We start from the raw sequence: 17,480 nt of genomic DNA on the forward strand, positions 1-17,480 counted from the left end.
GGGAAGACGCATTCCGATAAGTGAGCAACAATGGATAGGATTTATTCCAGGCAGAGGCTAAATCCTGATGGATCTGTTCGACGCAATGCAGGTGTTCGTGCGGGTGGTGGAGCGCGGCTCGTTCTCGGCCGTCGCCAGGGAACTGAACCTGGGCCAACCGGCGGTGAGCAAACAGATCCGCGCGTTGGAGCAACACCTGGGCGGGGCGCTGTTTGCCCGCAGCACCCGCCATCTCGCGCTGACCGATCAGGGGCAGCGCTTCTACGCCGAAAGCAAGGACATACTCGCCAGCCTGGACGCGGCACGGCTCAGTTTCGCCAGTGGCCAGGAACAGATCGCCGGCCTTCTGCGCGTGGCGGCGCCCGTCAGTTTCGGCCGCTTGTGCATTGCGCCGTTGGTGGGCGAGTTCCTCGCGCGTCACCCACAGCTTCGGATCGACTTGAGGCTAAGCGATCAGAACGAGGATGTGTTGAAGGAGAACATCGACCTGGCCATTCGCATCGGCGTGGTAAAAAGCGAAGGGCTGGTAGCGATTTCCCTCGGCGACAGCCCGCGCCGGGTGTACGCCTCCCCCGCCTATCTGCAACAGCATGGCACGCCCCTCGCACCGGCTGACCTGGTCGGCCATAACTGTCTGGCGTTCACGCTGCTGGAGCACTACGACGTCTGGCGGTTCGACCAGGATGGCCGACAGCACAGCGTCACGATCAAGGGCAACGTTACCTGCAACAGCAGCGAGGCAATCCGGGAAATGGTGCTGTCGGGGCTGGGCGTTTCGCTGTCACCGCAGTGGTTGTTCGCTGCCGATATTCGCCAGGGAACCGTCTGCACCGTGCTTGCCGATTACCAGCCGCTGGCGCTTCCCGTCAGCGCCGTGTTCAGTCACGATCGACGCCGCTCGGCACGCACCCGGGCCTTTGTGGATTTTTTGCGCGAGCGTCTTTGAACAGCCGGATCAGGATCCACAGGCCAATGACGGTTGCGCAGCTTTCCCATGGCGCCCTGGAAAATACGCCGCCGCAGCCACGCCCACCGCCCCCATCACCCCGCAATAGGCCACGCACACCCATGGGCTCCACGGCACCAGTGCTATCAGCATCAGCGGTGTCATGCTGGCCCACAGGGCATAGGCGATGTTGTAGGTGAGCGAGATACCGGACACGCGGATCTTCGGTGGGAACAGGCTGACCATCACCGAAGGCACCGCACCGACCACGCCGCAACCCAGCCCGGCCACGGCGTAGGCCAGGCCCAGCCAGGCGCTGCCGCTGATCAGGCTGGCGTAGAGCACGGCAATGCCCACAGGCAGCAGCAGGCTGTAGAGCATGACGGTGCGCCAGGCGCCGATGCGGTCGACGATGAGGCCGGCCAGGACGCAGCCGATGTTCAGGAACACGATGCCCAGGCTGCTCAGGGCGAAGGTGTGGCTGGCGGTCATGCCGAAGCTTTTCTGCATCACGGTCGGGGTGATGACCACGAACACCACCACGGCAGAAGTCAGCACGCAGGTCAGGATGGCGGCGGGCAGCAACGCCTGGCGGTGGTCGCGCAGGACCGTGCGCAGCGGCAGTTCCGCAGCACCTTCGCGATTGGCTTGCAGGGCCATGAAGATCGGCGTTTCGCTCAGCCAACGACGCAGCCAGACGCCGATCACGCCAAAAACGCCCCCGAGCAGGAACGGCAGGCGCCAGGCGTAATCGAGAATCTCTGCCGGTGTGTAGATCCGCGCCAGCGCTGTTGCGGTCAAGGCGCCCAGCAAGTAGCCGAAGGTCAGGCCGGCCTGGAGGAAACCCAGGGCATAGCCGCGATGATGCAGCGGCGCATGTTCAGCCACGAACACCCAGGCGCTGGGCACCTCGCCGCCCACCGCCGCACCCTGGAGGATACGCAGCGCCAGCAACAGCAACGGTGCGAAATAACCGATTTGCGCGTAGGTCGGCATCACGCCGATGAGCAGGCACGGCAAGGCCATCATCAGGATGCTCAGGCTGAACACGCGCTTGCGCCCCAGGCGATCGGCGAAGTGCGCCATGAGAATGCCGCCCAGGGGCCGGGCCAGGTAGCCGGTGGCGAAAATCCCGAAGCTTTGCAGCAAGCGCAGCCAATCGGGCATTTCCGGCGGAAAGAACAACTGGCTGAGGGTCAGGGCGAAGAAGACGAAGATGATGAAATCGTAGATCTCCAGCGCGCCTCCCAAGGCGGCCAGGCCCAGGGTCTTGTAATCGGATCGGCTGAATCGGTCACCGGGTAGAACAGGGGTGGCAGTCATAGGCAGATTTGAACGATAAGTTTGAGAGAGGGCGACGGCTCAGTCGTCGCGATCATTAATCACCGGTTCAACCGGTGGCTGGCCTGGCTCGGCGTCTTCGGCCTCGTCGACAGGCAGGAAATCCTTGCGGCTCTGGGCGATGGCCCGGCGCATCTCGTCGCCCTTGGTGGGGCAGTTCAGGAGGCGGGCGATGCCGTCGGGTTTCTGCGTCATCGCCATCCTCCGGCATGAGTGAACAGGGACTCGATAGTGCTCGCTTTTGGCGCGTGATGCCAATGTTGTGTCGGAGCGTCAGCGCCATTGTGGGGGGCTGCGTCGCAGCCCAGTGGGAGCAAGCTCCCTCGCCACAGGGGTTTGTGCTGTTCGGGTCAGCGGTGGTAGCGGCGCACTACGCTGCTGTTGCGCAGGACGTGACCTTTGATTTTTTCCATCAGTTGGGCGCGTGTGAGGTCGGCGGGCAGGGCTTCCGGCGGCAGGTCCAGGGCGAAAAGCTGGATCAGGTAGTGGTGAGCGCTGTCGCCGACAGGCGGGCAAGGACCGATGTAGCCGTGGGTGTTCTTGCTGTTGATACCGCTCATGCCCTCCAACGAGGACTTGGTGCCGGCACCCGCCGGAATCTGCCGCGTGGAGGCCTTGATGCCGTAGTGGATCCAGTGGTCGACACCTTGGCCCCTTTGGCCGTCCGGGTCCAACATGACGATGGCGTAGCTGAGGGTGCCGGGCGGGCCGGCGTTCCAGCTCAAGGCCGGAGAAATGTTCTTGCCACCACAGGTGTTGGCATCACTGGCTGCTGCCGCCGTGAAGAGGCGGTCGTCCGACACGCCGGGGATGCTGAGGGTAAAACGCTCCTCGGCCTGGACAGCCCCTTGTGCGCACAGCACCAGGGCGACGGCCGCCAGCCAAGGGGAGAGAGAGTTCAATCGGGTCATACCGGGGCACCTTGTGCGTGTCTGGCCATGGACGGCCTGCGAACTATAGCCGCAGCTTCGCCAAGGTTGCAGTGACAATTATGCTGAAACTCGTTCCGGCCCTGCGACTCCAAAGGGAAACGCCTGCCGGAGAATGACCATGTCTCTGCATCAAGTCGCCCGTTTCGCCGACGTTCGTGAAGACCGCGGCCTCGAAGTCAAAATCGACGACACATCCATCCTGCTGTTGCGCTCCGGCGATCAGGTGCGCGCCTTCCAGGGCAAATGCCCGCATGCCGGCGCACCACTGGCCAAGGGCGCGGTGTGCCACGGAAGGCTGATTTGCCCGTGGCACAAGGCCGCGTTCCGGGCTGAGGACGGCGCCCTGTGCGAACCGCCGGCCCTCGACAGCCTGGCGCGCTATCACGTCGAGGTGCGGGAGGGTGACGTCTGGGTCGACGATCAACCACTGCCAACCGATAAAGTCCCGCCGGCCGATGACGCGCGCACGTTTGTCATCATCGGCGCCGGTGCTGCCGGCACGGCTTGCGCGGCGGCGTTGCGCGAGAAAGGTTTTGGCGGGCGAATCCTGATGATCGACCGCGAAGCCGAAGCCGGCTACGACCGTACGGTGCTGAGCAAGTATGTGTTGGCCGGCGACATGGCGGTCAACGAGACGTCGCCGCTGCGCGATGAAACTTATTTCACCCAGCAACGCATCGAAAGGCTTCACGGCGAGGTCACCCATTTGGACCCCGACGCTCGGCACATCCAACTCGCCGATGGCCGAAGCCTGGACTACGACGCCGCGCTCATCGCCACTGGCGGCGTACCCAAGATGCCAGCGTTGCCCGGCATCGATTTGCCGCAAGTCTTCGTGCTGCGTTCGATCGCCCACGCCCGGCAGATTCTCGACACCGTCCGGCCAGGGCAACAGGCGGTGATCATCGGCGACAGTTTCATCGCCATGGAGGTCGCCTCGTCCCTGCGCAAGCGCGAGCTGAACGTTACGGTCCTGGCCCGGCATCCGGTGCCGTTCGCCGCACAATTGAGCGAGAGCGTCGGCCAGGCCATCCTGGCCCGACACCGGGCCAATGGTGTGGTGTACCGCTCCGACAGCGAAACGGCGCAGATCGAGGGGGCGGGCAAGGTCGAAGCCGTGGTGCTGGACAACGGCCAGCGCGTTGCCGCGGACCTGGTGATCATCGGCGTCGGCGTGCGCCCGGCCACCGAGCCCTTCGCCGCATTGCCAAGGGAACAGGACCAGTCACTGTCCGTTGACGCGGGCATGCGAGTGACTGATGGCTTATGGGCCGTCGGCGATATCGCGACCTTCCCTCTGAACGGCCAGCCCCAGCGCATCGAGCATTGGCGCCTGGCCCAGCAACAGGCGCGCATTGCCGCTGCGAACATGCTCGGCGGCGACGAGCACTATCTGGACGTGCCGTTTTTCTGGACCTATCACTTCGGCAAACGCTACGACTATCTTGGCCACGCCGAGCACTGGGACGAAGTGGAATTCAAGGGCACGCCCGAGCATCCGCCCTTTATTGCCCTGCTGGGCAAGGACGGCCTCGTTGCCGCCGCAGTGGCCTGTGATGAAGGCCGGTCCATGGCGGCGTTGGCCCAGCGCATGAAACAACCATTGCCGGTGGACGAGGCATGGCGGCTGATCCGGGATTTTTCGTCCTAGCCTCAAATCCCCTGTGGGAGCGAGCTTGCTCGCGATAGCGCCGGCGCGGCTTGCATCAATGCACGGACTGATCAGCCGGCAAATGGATAACCCGTGGCCGCTCCATTGGCGCCAGGGGCGGTGGCTGCAAGTCGGGGCTGAGCAAGTGGAAGTGCGGTACGACGTGGCTGATGTCGCCGTCCTGGTTGTTGTGAATAGTCTTCGAGCCTGGCTGGCGCAGCGTGTCCAGGCGTTCGTCGGTCAACTTGAAACTGGCGCTCAAGCCCTGGTCATTCACGACCGGGGCCGGCGACCGGCGCTGAGCGAAGCCGCGACTTTTGCGCTGTTGGTAACGCGCCCAGGTAATCAACAGCACCGCGTTGACCAAGGCGATCCAGCCATAGACCTGCAAGGTCCCCAGGGTATCGAATACAGACCCTCCCGGGCGCGGACCGGCCTGGCTCGCGAACAGCGGCCACAGCCCATTGACCAGCAGGTACAACAGCCCCACCCACGCCAGCACGGTGAAAAACGCATCGATGACCACCAGAAAAGGCCGTTGCCGGGTCCTGATAATTTTCATCGGATCACTTCCTCTTCCTGATCATCGAACGGTTTGATACCGCGATCCGGACTGATCCAGCGCGCACGCTTCTGATGCTGCCCGAACAGCACTTTTGGAAAACTCACCAGGGTGGTGAAGAGGCTGATCAGCCAGAACACCAACGGGTACCAGACCACCCAGAACATGATGTGCCACAGGCCTTTTTCGTACCGCCGATCAATCAGGATGCTCACCGCGAATTGCAGCAGGCACACCACCGCCAGCAACAACCCGGTGAAGGCTGGCGGCATGAGGTGATCGACCGCGATGGCCGCCGGCATTTCGACGAATTTGCCGACACCCCAGAAAATCACCGACAGCAGGAACGTGAACGCCCAGCCGGTGGACAGGCAATATTCGAACAACAGCGGCCACAGGTAGCGGTGGCGGTATTGCCAGATGCCACGGATGTTCTTGAACAACACCTCGGCGCCACCCTGGGCCCAGCGCAGCCGTTGCCGCCACAGGCCGCGCAGGGTTTCGGGCATGAGGATCCAGCACAACGCGCGCGGCTCGTAGAAGATGCTCCAGTGATCCAGTTGCAGCTTCCAACTGATGTCGATGTCTTCGGTGATCATGTCCGGGCTCCAGTAGCCAACCCGGTGCAGGGCGGTGCGCCGGAACGCGACGATCACGCCGGACACGGTGAAGATCCGCCCGAACACCCGTTGGGTGCGCTTGATCAGGCCGATGATCGAGGAGAACTCGCCAACCTGGACCCGGCCTATCAGAGTCGAGCGGGTACGGATTCGCGGGTTGCCGGTCACCGCGCCGAGGCGGGCGTTGTCCAGCATAGGCGCCACCAGGTAGGCACAGGTGTTCGGCGCCAGCAGCGCGTCACCGTCGATGCACACCAGGTATTCGCTGCGCGCCGCGATGGCGCCCATGCGCAGGGCCACGGCCTTGCCCTGGTTCTCTGCCAGGTGCAGCACGCGCAGGCGCGGGTCTTCAGCCGCCAGCTGATCGAGCATCTGGGCTGTGTTGTCCTTCGATCCGTCGTTGATGGCGATGACTTCGATGTTCGGGTAATGCTGGCCCAGCGCCGCGTGAATGGTGTCGGCGACGTTATCGCCTTCGTTGAAGCATGGAATCAGGATGCTGATCAGCGGCTCGCCGGCCAAGGGCGGTGGCAAGGTGTCGTCCTTCCACGGCCAGTGGCGCTCCCAGTGCAGCCAGAAATACAGGCCGCCGGCGATCCACAGCCCGGACATGAACAGCGGGTAAAAGAACACGAAGTCCATCAGGAATTGCCCGGTGACCAGGAAGATCAGGCCCAGGGGCACCCCAAGGACGATCGCCAGCACCAGCAGAGCGAGCAGTCTGTCGAGCATGTCAAGGATTCCACTTGTTGGAGAGCGCCGGCCGCACGGTTTTCACAGCGGGCTGGTCTTCGATGAAGTTGTCCGGGTAGTAGCCGAAACTGGTCACGCCTTTGCGCTTGAGGCGCCCCATCCAGTCGGCCAGTTGTTCGCCGCCGATGTCGCTGACCGGCTTGCTGTGCCAGTCCCGGGCCTGCAATTCGAACACCGTGCGCTTGAGCGCGCCGGGGCGAGCCTTGACGGTGTCCACCAGGCGCTCGAGCCAGGGGCCGGATTGCTGGAGGGTCTGCTTTTCCATCAGCGGCATGGCCATCGGTGCCGTCCAGTCATAGGCGCCGAGGAAGTCGTCGAGGTTCTGGGCGAACCAGGCTTCGCTTTCCGGATTGAGCATCGGTTCGGCAAAGATATTGCGCGCGGTGCGCACCTGCGGGCCACGAATCGCCCGGACCTTGGCGGTCAGCTCATGGGTGAAGTCGATCAGGTAGCGGCTCTTGAAGCGGGTCCAGCGTTGCATCGCTGCAGGATCGGCCCGCAGGGCGGCGATGGACGTCGGCAGGCCGTGGGCGGCATAGACCTTCAGGGCTGCGGGGCTGGCATCCTCGAAGTCGGAGAACACCGCGTCGTCATGGTACAAAACGCCGTCCACCGAGCTCATCCGCGCCAGGTCTTGGTAGATCTCGCCGATGACCTTGCGCACGTTCGGGTCGAACGGCGACAAACGCACGTACTGGTCCGGGGCAACGCCAGTCTTGCCGGTTTCCGGATCCCAGCGCTGTACCCGCGAAAGCTTCGCGTCCAGGGCAAAACTGAGCACCGGCATCCAGGCATAGACCTTGGCGTTGGCCCGGGTACGCAACTGCCATGCAACCCGGTCGAACAGGTCGGCGCGTACCGGCAGGTGACGGTTGGGGAAGTACAACGAATGCACGAGGCCGTCGCCTTTCGGGTCGGCGAAGGCTTGCAGGAATACCGTATTGGCGCCCAGGTCGGAAATGCGCTGGACCAGTTGGCCGACATTGGCTTCCTGCTGCACCGGATCCGGGTCGTAGACGTAATCCAGGTCGACATGCACTACGCGCATCGGGTCAATCGTCTGCACGGACACGATGCTTTCGGCGAAATGGGCGCCATCCGGATCGGACGCCACCAGGAAGCGTGGGCCGCTCATCAGGTTGTCCAGGCTGTCGAGACCGTCTTCCAGGGTCAGGGCCAGTTGATAGCCCTCGCTGCCAATCACCTGCAACGCCGTGCCATCAGCTTCACCGTAAGGCCAGACCCAGACGCGCGGGCTGTAGCCGGTGACCTTGCGAATTTTCTCGGAAATGGCCGCCACGTCCTTGCGCAGGCGAGCCTGGAAATCGGCCTCGGTCTCATAACGACCGGTGACGGGGTCGTAGCGCCGGGTGGTCGCGGCAGGTTGCTGGTTGCCTTGCGGGTTGGCGAGCACGCCTTTGTGGTTGGCGTCGGTGTGGGCAGCGATTTCCACCAGGCCCGATTTGGAAACCTCGCGAATCTGCTCCCAGGTCAGGAACTCGGAACGCTTGCGCGGCACCCCGGCGAAATCCACCGTTTGATTCAGCGGCGTATCCACCCAACTGCCGACCGGGGCGAGGATCGCCGGCCAGTTATAGGCACGCAGGATGGGCATGACGCGGGTGTAGAAGCTTGCGTAGCCGTCGTCGAAACTCAGCAGCACTGCGCGCGGCGGCAGCTCCGGCCCGCCGTTGCGGGCGGTGATGATCTGGTCCACCGTGACCGGCTGGTAGTTGTTTTCCCGCAGCCACGCCAATTGTTCGATCAGGCGTTCGGTGCGCACGGCCACCAGCGCCTGGTCCGGGTCACGGTCATCGACATCGTGGTAGGCGATGCCGAGCACATGGTTTTTCGGCCACGGGGCGTCATTGGCCGCCAGCGGGCGCTGTGAGGGCGGCGTGAACGCCGGGGCTTGCTGGGCACAAGCGCTGATCAGCAAGACCCCCAGCAGAAGGATGAATCGCGAAATGACAGGCATCTTCAAACTCTTCTAGAAGCGATAAGTGAGGTCGACAAGCAGGCGCAGATCGCTTTCGCGATCGCCGTCGTAGGGGCGGTTGAGCCAGCTCAGCGCGGCGCCGGCCTCCAGCACGTCGTTCCAGATGAAACGCTGGCCGTAGCTGAGCAATCCCACGGCGGCAGTGCTGTAATCGCGCTGGCTGTAGGTACCGGCACCGACCTGGAACTGCTGGCTCCACGTGGTCTCGTAGCGGCGGTGCAACACGTGATTGACGCTCACGGTCGGCATGACGCTGAAGTCCGATTTCGGATTGAAATAAGGCACTTCGTTGGAACCGCTGTTGCGGCTGGCCCCCACTTCCAGCCCCAGCTCCACTTGCACGCGCGGCGTGCTGTAGATGCCTTCGCGACCGGTCAGCTGGGTTTCGAGGCGGTTGTTGCCATCGCTGAAATGGGACGGGCTGACAGCCAGTCGCCACTCGCGGCTTTCATTGGCCCGCCAGCGTACGAAACCACTACCGCCGTTAGAGCGAATGCCGCTGTTGAGCGCCCGCAACGGGGTATTGGCCGAGAGATAATCCAGGCTCCCGCCGTACTGCCAGTGATCGTCGATGTCCCGGGCCACGGCCAGGCGCGCACCCTGCTTGTCGCCGGAGCCATAGGAATGATTGGAGACCTCGGCCTCCAAGGTCATGTCCCGGGTGCGACGTTCCACGCCCAGGCGCTGCCAGCGGTGGTGGCCGGTGCCTTCCTCGAAATCACCGGTGGCGTAGCCGGCACCGCCGAACAGTCGCCAGTCTTCATCGATGGGCGGACTGTAGAGCAGCGTCTCGATACCAAAATCCCGGCTGCCAGTGACGGCACCGGCGTCACCGTTGCCACCGCCATAGCTCTTGCCGGTATAGGCCTCGATGCGCAGTTCGGCCATGTCGTGTACGTCGCGCTGGCGTTGCAGGCGTTTGGCATGGGCGTTTTCCGGATAGCGGGCGACCACGTCGTCGGTCAGTGCATCCATCTGCCGCCATTCCTGCAAATCCATGGCTGCGCGGGCCTGGGCGATTTCCAGGTCACGGTTGCGCGGGATCGTGGCCTCGACTTCCTTGAGCAGGTTTTCCGAACGACGCGGCCAGTCACGGGCCTGGTACAGATCGGCCTGGGCCAGACGCATGCCGGTGTTGCCGGGGCCTTGGTTGACCAGGGTGTCCAGGCGCGCTTCGGCAGAAGGCAGGTCGGCGCCATAAGTGCCAGCCTGGGCGGCGAGTTGCTGGGCATCCATCCATTCATCGTTGGGGTTGCCGATCGGCAGGCCCTTGAGTTCGATGCGCGGGCGCTGGGCTTTCGCCATGTCTTCGGCCAGTGCGCGGGCCTCTTCGGATTTTTCACTTTCCAGCAACGCGTAGTAGAGCGCGGTGCTGTCCTCAAAGCGCTCCGCAGGATCGGCATCCGGCGCCGCGAGTACCTGGCGGTACAGCTCGACGGCGATTTCCGGCTCACGCCGCTCCAGATAGGAAGAAGCCACCCAACGCAGGGCATACGTGGGAATGCTCACACCCTCGGCGATCAGCTTCTGGTATTCGGCAATCACTTCCGCCCGACGGGCGCGGGCATTGAGAGCGCCCATGCGATCGATGCGCCAACGGAGTACGTCGTCATGGGCCTCGGCCACCGGGGTCCAGGTGGCGAGCAACTTGTCGTAGTCGGCCAGGGCACGGTCGGCAATGACGAAGCGCTCTTGTTCACTGCGGCTGGTCATGTCCGCCAGGCGCACCCGCTCGGCGGCCACGTCACCCTCCAGGCGGCGCTGCACGCCACGGTCGATCAACCCCGGCTGCAGACGCGCCAGACGCAGCGCCGGCTCGGGCAGCCGAGCGCGTTGCAGGGCGTAGATGTATTCGCGTGCAATCTCTGGGCTGTTGCCCGCGCGGGTGAAGGCCTGGTCGTATTCGAACAGCGCTTCGTGGGGGCTGTTGGCGCGGGTCAGGGCATACCCCAGTGCCAGTCGACGCATCGGATCTGTCGGTTTGGCGGCGACCATGGCCTTGGCGCGGGTGACGGCTTCGTCGGGCTGACCGCCGTCGGCCTGGGTCAAGGCCAGGCCTAGTTGCAGGTCGGGGTTCTGGGGATCGATCACCAAGGCCTGGCGGTACAGCTCGGCTGCCGGATCCCAACGCTTGAGGTTTCGATAGGCGCGAGCTGTAGCGGTCAGCGCCTGGACAGGCAGCGCTCGATGGCGGCCCTGGGTCTCATAGATCGTCACCACCTCGGCATCGAGGCCAGCCCAACTGGCGATCTGCAGGTGGTCGCTGATCTGCGCAGTGCTGGCCTGGCCAGCCGGCACCTGGCGCAACGCAGCCAGCGCAGGCGTGTAATGGCCTGCACGGGCATCGAGCACCATCTGGTCATAGGCGGTATCGGCAAACGCCAGCATCGGCCAGCACAGTTGGCTGCACAGCGCTACGCGAAACAACGGGCGCAAACCACGTTGAATAAAAGGACCCACAGTACGCGGCATTCGTCAGCATCCTTACATGGCCAGCCGGGTCGCAGTGCCCCCTTGCCCATCAAACAGGAAGCCGGATCAAAGGAATCCAGCCAAGCTCTAATGGGCCTAGTCTTGCACTCTCGGGCGGGTCATCTTCAGGAACGCCACAATTCTTCAGAATCGCTACAGATTTCGGCGCAGGGCTGATCGATAGGCGTAAAAAAACCCGGCCCATGCGTCATGCACGGGCCGGGTTTGGGGTGTTGCCGAACGCGTTACTGGACGGCGACGCCACCACCCAGCTTGCTCATCACGAATGCCGTGAATTGCTCAACGGTCATCTTCTGGCCGTTGAAATCGACCTGATTGTTGGCGTAGTGCAGCTTGGTGACAACATCGTTGCCTTCAAGCGTTGCCAGTTCCGAACCGACCGCCATGGCGCTGAACATATCGCTGGTGGCAGTGGCCTGATCGGCGATCAACTTGGCATCGGTCTGGCCTTCCATCTGTGCCTGCACGGTCATCAGGTCAACCAGCATCGGCTTGGAAACCTTGATGTTGAAATCCAGCAGGGCGAGCAACTGACGGCCCAACTCATCCGGTGGCAGGTCCATGGACTGCGGCTTGGCCAGATCAACGATCAGGCTGGCACGGCTTTCACCGTTGGCAGTGTTGAAGGACAGGTTTTCCAACGCCACTTGCGGGGCGCCGGCCAGGAGTTTCTCCAAGTCGGCCTTAACCTGTGCTTCTTCAGCTTCGGTCAGGCTCAGCTCTGGCGCCGGCTCACCGGCTGCAGCGGCCTCGGCGGCAGCTTTTTCGTAAGGTTGCAGCTTGGTCTGGTAAATCTGCATCAGCGACATGGTGGCCGGGATGTCCAGATTCTTCAGGCTGACAGCCATCTGCGCCGAACCAATGGTCTTGTCGTTGAACGACAACTCACCGATCTTGTAATCGGCGCGCCCCGAAGCGCTGGTGCCGCTCTCGGTGCTGCTGTTCTTCATCTCGAAATTTTTCAAGCCCAGCACCGACTTCGGCTCACCAAAAGTGGCCTTGGTGCTGCTCATCAGCAGGGTGTTGTCACCCATGTAGTAACCGTAGGAGCTTTTGCTCAGGTTACTGGCCAATGTCAGGCCGTTCAGCTCAACCTGCACCGGAGTCTGGTCTTCGGCAACGGTGGTCAGCTTGAAGCTGTCCATGTAGCCGTCGGCCTTGACCTTCTGTCCCTGGGCGCTGGCGGCCAGGTCGATCTTAAGACCGGAGAAGGTGAGCTGGGATTGCTCATCCAGCTTGGTATCCACGGGCAGCAGTTCATAGGTGCCATTGATGGATTGGTCGTAACCCAGGTTGACCACACCTTTGAGCGGCGATTGGTCCTTGGTGGCGGCGAACCACTTGTCAGTCAGCGGATTGCGCTCAAGGGCAGTGTGACTGGTGGCCATGACTGGCAGCCATTTGAGCGTTATCAGGCGCGAAAATGGCAGTGGGCCGTGTTCGATCTGGTCGACGAAGAGCAGCTCAACCGGCTCGCCGCCGAAGATCTCGCCCTCGCCCTTGAGGCGGTAGTGGGCGGTGCTGCTGAACGTTCCACGGTCCATGGAAACCAGCTCCAGGGTGGCCGTGCTGTTAGACCCGGCCAAGGCTGTCTGCATCTGCTTGTTGCTATCGGCGATAGCGTTCGTCAACACGCCTTCGAGTTTGGTCCCGGTGTACCAGGCGCCGCCCGCACTGACAGCACCGACAGCCACAACGATTCCCAGAAGTATGCTTGCTGATTTATTCATGAGTGACCCGATCGATATCCATGGTTGAACAAAGCCGTCGTCTTCCCTGACCCGCAAAGGGTGTGGCTCGACGCCGTAAAAGAGGAGGGGAGATTACCATCAGGCACCCCTGCGGGCCCAATGTTTAAAGGGGTAAAAACGTTTTCTTGCGAGGTAGTCTACGAATATTGGACTTCGATCTCGTCGAGCTGATGGTCGAAAGTCTTGAGGCGGGCCGTCCAGGTGTACACCAGCACTTCGAAATCGCGATTGATCACTGCCGCGCCCGATGATGAGTCTGCGCGTGAATCGCAGAAGTCCAGTTGATAGCGTTCACGGGCCATGGCATTAGCCACGTCACACAACTCTCGGGCGTTGTTGAGCCAATGCCAGCCGTCCTGGGTGACTTGCTTATCCAAGGCAGCGCATTGGGTTTTCAGGGCTTCCAGGCTCTTTTCCAGCGGGGTACCAGTGAGCTCCCCCATGACTTCCTGGAACGTACGGCCAGGCTGCCAATAACTGCCCCAGAAATAACGGTCAAACACCGTTTCGACACGTCGCAGCGCAACCTTGGTATCCCAAATCAGCACCAGTGTCTTGCCTTGTTGGAGGTGTTTTTCTTGATGCGCTGGCCCTGAAGCGATGCCCAGGCCACGATTGCAATGGATATCACGCCGATCAACGCCGCGGCGCTATCGAGGAATAACAGCGCTTTGTCGATCTGGTGAGTGAGCATGACGCCATAGAAATAAGTGGCCGAAAGCAGTATCAAAGCCGCAATGGCGCACCAGAAGCCGGGAGCATAAGGGTTTTTCATTATTGGAATCCCCATGACCAGTGACGTCGCGGGCCCTTGGTCGCCAAAGCCCGACTATCACAGCATAGCAACGGCATTGGGGGTTTGCCGGGGCATCAGGGGCTTGATCCGATTACCGGCCCAAAACGACAAAACCCCTGGCTGCTGATGCAGACAGGGGTTCTGGGAATTCAATCTTGACGATGACCTACTCTCACATGGGGAAACCCCACACTACCATCGGCGATGCATCGTTTCACTGCTGAGTTCGGGATGGGATCAGGTGGTTCCAATGCTCTATGGTCGTCAAGAAATTCTGTGACCAACCCGTTCAACAACAACGTGTCGGTAAAATCGATGACTTCTACTAAAAACAAAACCCCTACCTGCGTCAGCAGATAGGGGTTTCGGAATTTAATCTTGACGATGACCTACTCTCACATGGGGAAACCCCACACTACCATCGGCGATGCATCGTTTCACTGCTGAGTTCGGGATGGGATCAGGTGGTTCCAATGCTCTATGGTCGTCAAGAAATTCGGGTGCTGAGTCGTGGCCAGTTGGCCTCGCTTCAGCAAATTGGGTATGTGATAGCTTCAGTGTTTTGTGAGATTCGAACTTTCGGTTCGTTTCGTCTTCACACACCGCAATCTGGTCTCTTTGCCTTGGGCTTGGAGTTACAAATTGCTTGGGTGTTATATGGTCAAGCCTCACGGGCAATTAGTACAGGTTAGCTCAACGCCTCACAGCGCTTACACACCCTGCCTATCAACGTCGTAGTCTTCGACGGCCCTTCAGGGGACTCAAGGTCCCAGTGAGATCTCATCTTGAGGCAAGTTTCCCGCTTAGATGCTTTCAGCGGTTATCTTTCCCGAACATAGCTACCCGGCAATGCCACTGGCGTGACAACCGGAACACCAGAGGTTCGTCCACTCCGGTCCTCTCGTACTAGGAGCAGCCCCTCTCAAATCTCAAACGTCCACGGCAGATAGGGACCGAACTGTCTCACGACGTTCTAAACCCAGCTCGCGTACCACTTTAAATGGCGAACAGCCATACCCTTGGGACCGGCTTCAGCCCCAGGATGTGATGAGCCGACATCGAGGTGCCAAACACCGCCGTCGATATGAACTCTTGGGCGGTATCAGCCTGTTATCCCCGGAGTACCTTTTATCCGTTGAGCGATGGCCCTTCCATACAGAACCACCGGATCACTAAGACCTACTTTCGTACCTGCTCGACGTGTCTGTCTCGCAGTCAAGCGCGCTTTTGCCTTTATACTCTACGACCGATTTCCGACCGGTCTGAGCGCACCTTCGTACTCCTCCGTTACTCTTTAGGAGGAGACCGCCCCAGTCAAACTACCCACCATACACTGTCCTCGATCCGGATAACGGACCTGAGTTAGAACCTCAAAGTTGCCAGGGTGGTATTTCAAGGATGGCTCCACGCGAACTGGCGTCCACGCTTCAAAGCCTCCCACCTATCCTACACAAGCAAATTCAAAGTCCAGTGCAAAGCTATAGTAAAGGTTCACGGGGTCTTTCCGTCTAGCCGCGGATACACTGCATCTTCACAGCGATTTCAATTTCACTGAGTCTCGGGTGGAGACAGCGCCGCCATCGTTACGCCATTCGTGCAGGTCGGAACTTACCCGACAAGGAATTTCGCTACCTTAGGACCGTTATAGTTACGGCCGCCGTTTACCGGGGCTTCGATCAAGAGCTTCGCGTTAGCTAACCCCATCAATTAACCTTCCGGCACCGGGCAGGCGTCACACCCTATACGTCCACTTTCGTGTTTGCAGAGTGCTGTGTTTTTAATAAACAGTCGCAGCGGCCTGGTATCTTCGACCGGCGTGGGCTTACGCAGCAAGTGCTTCACCCTCACCGGCGCACCTTCTCCCGAAGTTACGGTGCCATTTTGCCTAGTTCCTTCACCCGAGTTCTCTCAAGCGCCTTGGTATTCTCTACCCAACCACCTGTGTCGGTTTGGGGTACGGTTCCTGGTTACCTGAAGCTTAGAAGCTTTTCTTGGAAGCATGGCATCAACCACTTCGTCACCCAAAGGGTAACTCGTCATCAGCTCTCGGCCTTGGAATCCCGGATTTACCTAAGATTCCAGCCTACCACCTTAAACTTGGACAACCAACGCCAAGCTGGCCTAGCCTTCTCCGTCCCTCCATCGCAATAACCAGAAGTACAGGAATATTAACCTGTTTTCCATCGACTACGCTTTTCAGCCTCGCCTTAGGGACCGACTAACCCTGCGTCGATTAACGTTGCGCAGGAAACCTTGGTCTTTCGGCGTGGGTGTTTTTCACACCCATTGTCGTTACTCATGTCAGCATTCGCACTTCTGATACCTCCAGCAAGCTTCTCAACTCACCTTCACAGGCTTACAGAACGCTCCTCTACCGCATCACTTACGTGATACCCGTAGCTTCGGTGTATGGTTTGAGCCCCGTTACATCTTCCGCGCAGGCCGACTCGACTAGTGAGCTATTACGCTTTCTTTAAAGGGTGGCTGCTTCTAAGCCAACCTCCTAGCTGTCTAAGCCTTCCCACATCGTTTCCCACTTAACCATAACTTTGGGACCTTAGCTGACGGTCTGGGTTGTTTCCCTTTTCACGACGGACGTTAGCACCCGCCGTGTGTCTCCCATGCTCGGCACTTGTAGGTATTCGGAGTTTGCATCGGTTTGGTAAGTCGGGATGACCCCCTAGCCGAAACAGTGCTCTACCCCCTACAGTGATACATGAGGCGCTACCTAAATAGCTTTCGAGGAGAACCAGCTATCTCCGAGCTTGATTAGCCTTTCACTCCGATCCACAGGTCATCCGCTAACTTTTCAACGGTAGTCGGTTCGGTCCTCCAGTTAGTGTTACCCAACCTTCAACCTGCCCATGGATAGATCGCCCGGTTTCGGGTCTATTCCCAGCGACTAGACGCCCTATTAAGACTCGCTTTCGCTACGCCTCCCCTATTCGGTTAAGCTCGCCACTGAAAATAAGTCGCTGACCCATTATACAAAAGGTACGCAGTCACCCAACAAAGTGGGCTCCCACTGCTTGTACGCATACGGTTTCAGGATCTATTTCACTCCCCTCTCCGGGGTTCTTTTCGCCTTTCCCTCACGGTACTAGTTCACTATCGGTCAGTCAGTAGTATTTAGCCTTGGAGGATGGTCCCCCCATATTCAGACAAAGTTTCTCGTGCTCCGTCCTACTCGATTTCACTTCTAAGATCTTTTCGCGTACAGGGCTATCACCCACTATGGCCGCACTTTCCAGAGCGTTCCGCTAAAATCAAAGAAGCTTAAGGGCTAGTCCCCGTTCGCTCGCCACTACTAAGGGAATCTCGGTTGATTTCTTTTCCTCAGGGTACTTAGATGTTTCAGTTCCCCTGGTTCGCCTCTTGCACCTATGTATTCAGTACAAGATAACCATCTTATGATGGCTGGGTTCCCCCATTCAGACATCTCCGGATCAAAGTCTGTTTGCCGACTCCCCGAAGCTTTTCGCAGGCTACCACGTCTTTCATCGCCTCTGACTGCCAAGGCATCCACCGTATGCGCTTCTTCACTTGACCATATAACCCCAAGCAATCTGGTTATACTGTGAAGACGACATTCGCCGAAAATTCGATCTTGCTCATGAGAGCAACTCACAAATTTTA

At 60.4% G+C, this 17,480-nt stretch carries 10 protein-coding genes, 3 rRNA genes and 1 pseudogene; 2 read left to right on the forward strand and 12 right to left on the reverse strand.

What is annotated here, in order from left to right; translation table 11 throughout:
• Window positions 1–67: 67 nt before the first annotated feature.
• Window positions 68–946, forward strand: a complete 879-nt coding sequence (locus AB4O22_RS25845) for a LysR family transcriptional regulator (RefSeq protein WP_456006819.1) — start codon at window positions 68–70, stop codon at window positions 944–946.
• Between the two features lie 9 nt (window positions 947–955).
• On the opposite strand, the gene AB4O22_RS25850 is transcribed toward AB4O22_RS25845, so the two are convergent.
• The 3 genes from AB4O22_RS25850 to AB4O22_RS25860 all read right to left on the reverse strand — a co-directional run bounded on the left by AB4O22_RS25850 (window position 956) and on the right by AB4O22_RS25860 (window position 3,198).
• Window positions 956–2,269, reverse strand: coding sequence for an MFS transporter (locus AB4O22_RS25850; protein WP_003196471.1), 1,314 nt, complete (start codon window positions 2,267–2,269; stop codon window positions 956–958).
• Between the two features lie 39 nt (window positions 2,270–2,308).
• On the reverse strand, window positions 2,309–2,482 hold the full coding sequence (locus AB4O22_RS25855; RefSeq protein WP_164488486.1) for a hypothetical protein: 174 nt from the start codon (window positions 2,480–2,482) through the stop codon (window positions 2,309–2,311).
• A gap of 155 nt (window positions 2,483–2,637) precedes the next feature.
• Window positions 2,638–3,198, reverse strand: a complete 561-nt coding sequence (locus AB4O22_RS25860; protein ID WP_003196468.1) for a YbhB/YbcL family Raf kinase inhibitor-like protein — start codon at window positions 3,196–3,198, stop codon at window positions 2,638–2,640.
• Window positions 3,199–3,337: 139 nt separating this feature from the next.
• On the opposite strand from AB4O22_RS25860, the gene AB4O22_RS25865 reads away from it, so the two are divergent.
• The gene (locus AB4O22_RS25865) at window positions 3,338–4,870 is read left to right on the forward strand and encodes an FAD-dependent oxidoreductase (protein ID WP_460105869.1); all 1,533 of its coding nucleotides are present in this window, start codon (window positions 3,338–3,340) and stop codon (window positions 4,868–4,870) included.
• A gap of 55 nt (window positions 4,871–4,925) precedes the next feature.
• Here AB4O22_RS25865 and pgaD read toward each other — a convergent pair whose 3' ends face one another.
• The 9 genes and pseudogenes from pgaD to AB4O22_RS25910 form a co-directional block, all read right to left on the reverse strand.
• Window positions 4,926–5,432, reverse strand: coding sequence for a poly-beta-1,6-N-acetyl-D-glucosamine biosynthesis protein PgaD (gene pgaD / locus AB4O22_RS25870; protein ID WP_223471954.1), 507 nt, complete (start codon window positions 5,430–5,432; stop codon window positions 4,926–4,928).
• Window positions 5,429–6,784: a poly-beta-1,6-N-acetyl-D-glucosamine synthase gene (pgaC, locus tag AB4O22_RS25875; RefSeq protein ID WP_013692003.1), complete on the reverse strand. Its 1,356-nt coding sequence runs from the start codon at window positions 6,782–6,784 to the stop codon at window positions 5,429–5,431. Before pgaC ends, pgaD begins: the two co-directional genes overlap by 4 nt.
• Before the next feature lies 1 nt (window position 6,785).
• Window positions 6,786–8,783, reverse strand: coding sequence for a poly-beta-1,6-N-acetyl-D-glucosamine N-deacetylase PgaB (gene pgaB, locus AB4O22_RS25880; protein WP_223471953.1), 1,998 nt, complete (start codon window positions 8,781–8,783; stop codon window positions 6,786–6,788).
• 12 nt (window positions 8,784–8,795) lie between these two features.
• The gene (gene pgaA / locus AB4O22_RS25885; RefSeq protein WP_460097450.1) at window positions 8,796–11,276 is read right to left on the reverse strand and encodes a poly-beta-1,6 N-acetyl-D-glucosamine export porin PgaA; all 2,481 of its coding nucleotides are present in this window, start codon (window positions 11,274–11,276) and stop codon (window positions 8,796–8,798) included.
• A 245-nt stretch (window positions 11,277–11,521) separates the two neighbouring features.
• Entirely contained in the window at window positions 11,522–13,027 is a 1,506-nt protein-coding gene (locus tag AB4O22_RS25890; protein WP_028237210.1) for a YdgA family protein, read from the reverse strand.
• Between the two features lie 158 nt (window positions 13,028–13,185).
• A pseudogene (locus tag AB4O22_RS25895) lies at window positions 13,186–13,823 on the reverse strand (NADH:ubiquinone oxidoreductase subunit N).
• A gap of 174 nt (window positions 13,824–13,997) precedes the next feature.
• Window positions 13,998–14,113 (reverse strand): 5S ribosomal RNA (gene rrf / locus AB4O22_RS25900).
• A gap of 107 nt (window positions 14,114–14,220) precedes the next feature.
• Window positions 14,221–14,336, reverse strand: a 5S ribosomal RNA gene (gene rrf / locus AB4O22_RS25905).
• A 165-nt stretch (window positions 14,337–14,501) separates the two neighbouring features.
• A 23S ribosomal RNA gene (locus AB4O22_RS25910) occupies window positions 14,502–17,393 on the reverse strand.
• Between the last annotated feature and the right edge of the window lie 87 nt (window positions 17,394–17,480).

The organism is Pseudomonas sp. S3_B11, from assembly GCF_054667715.1.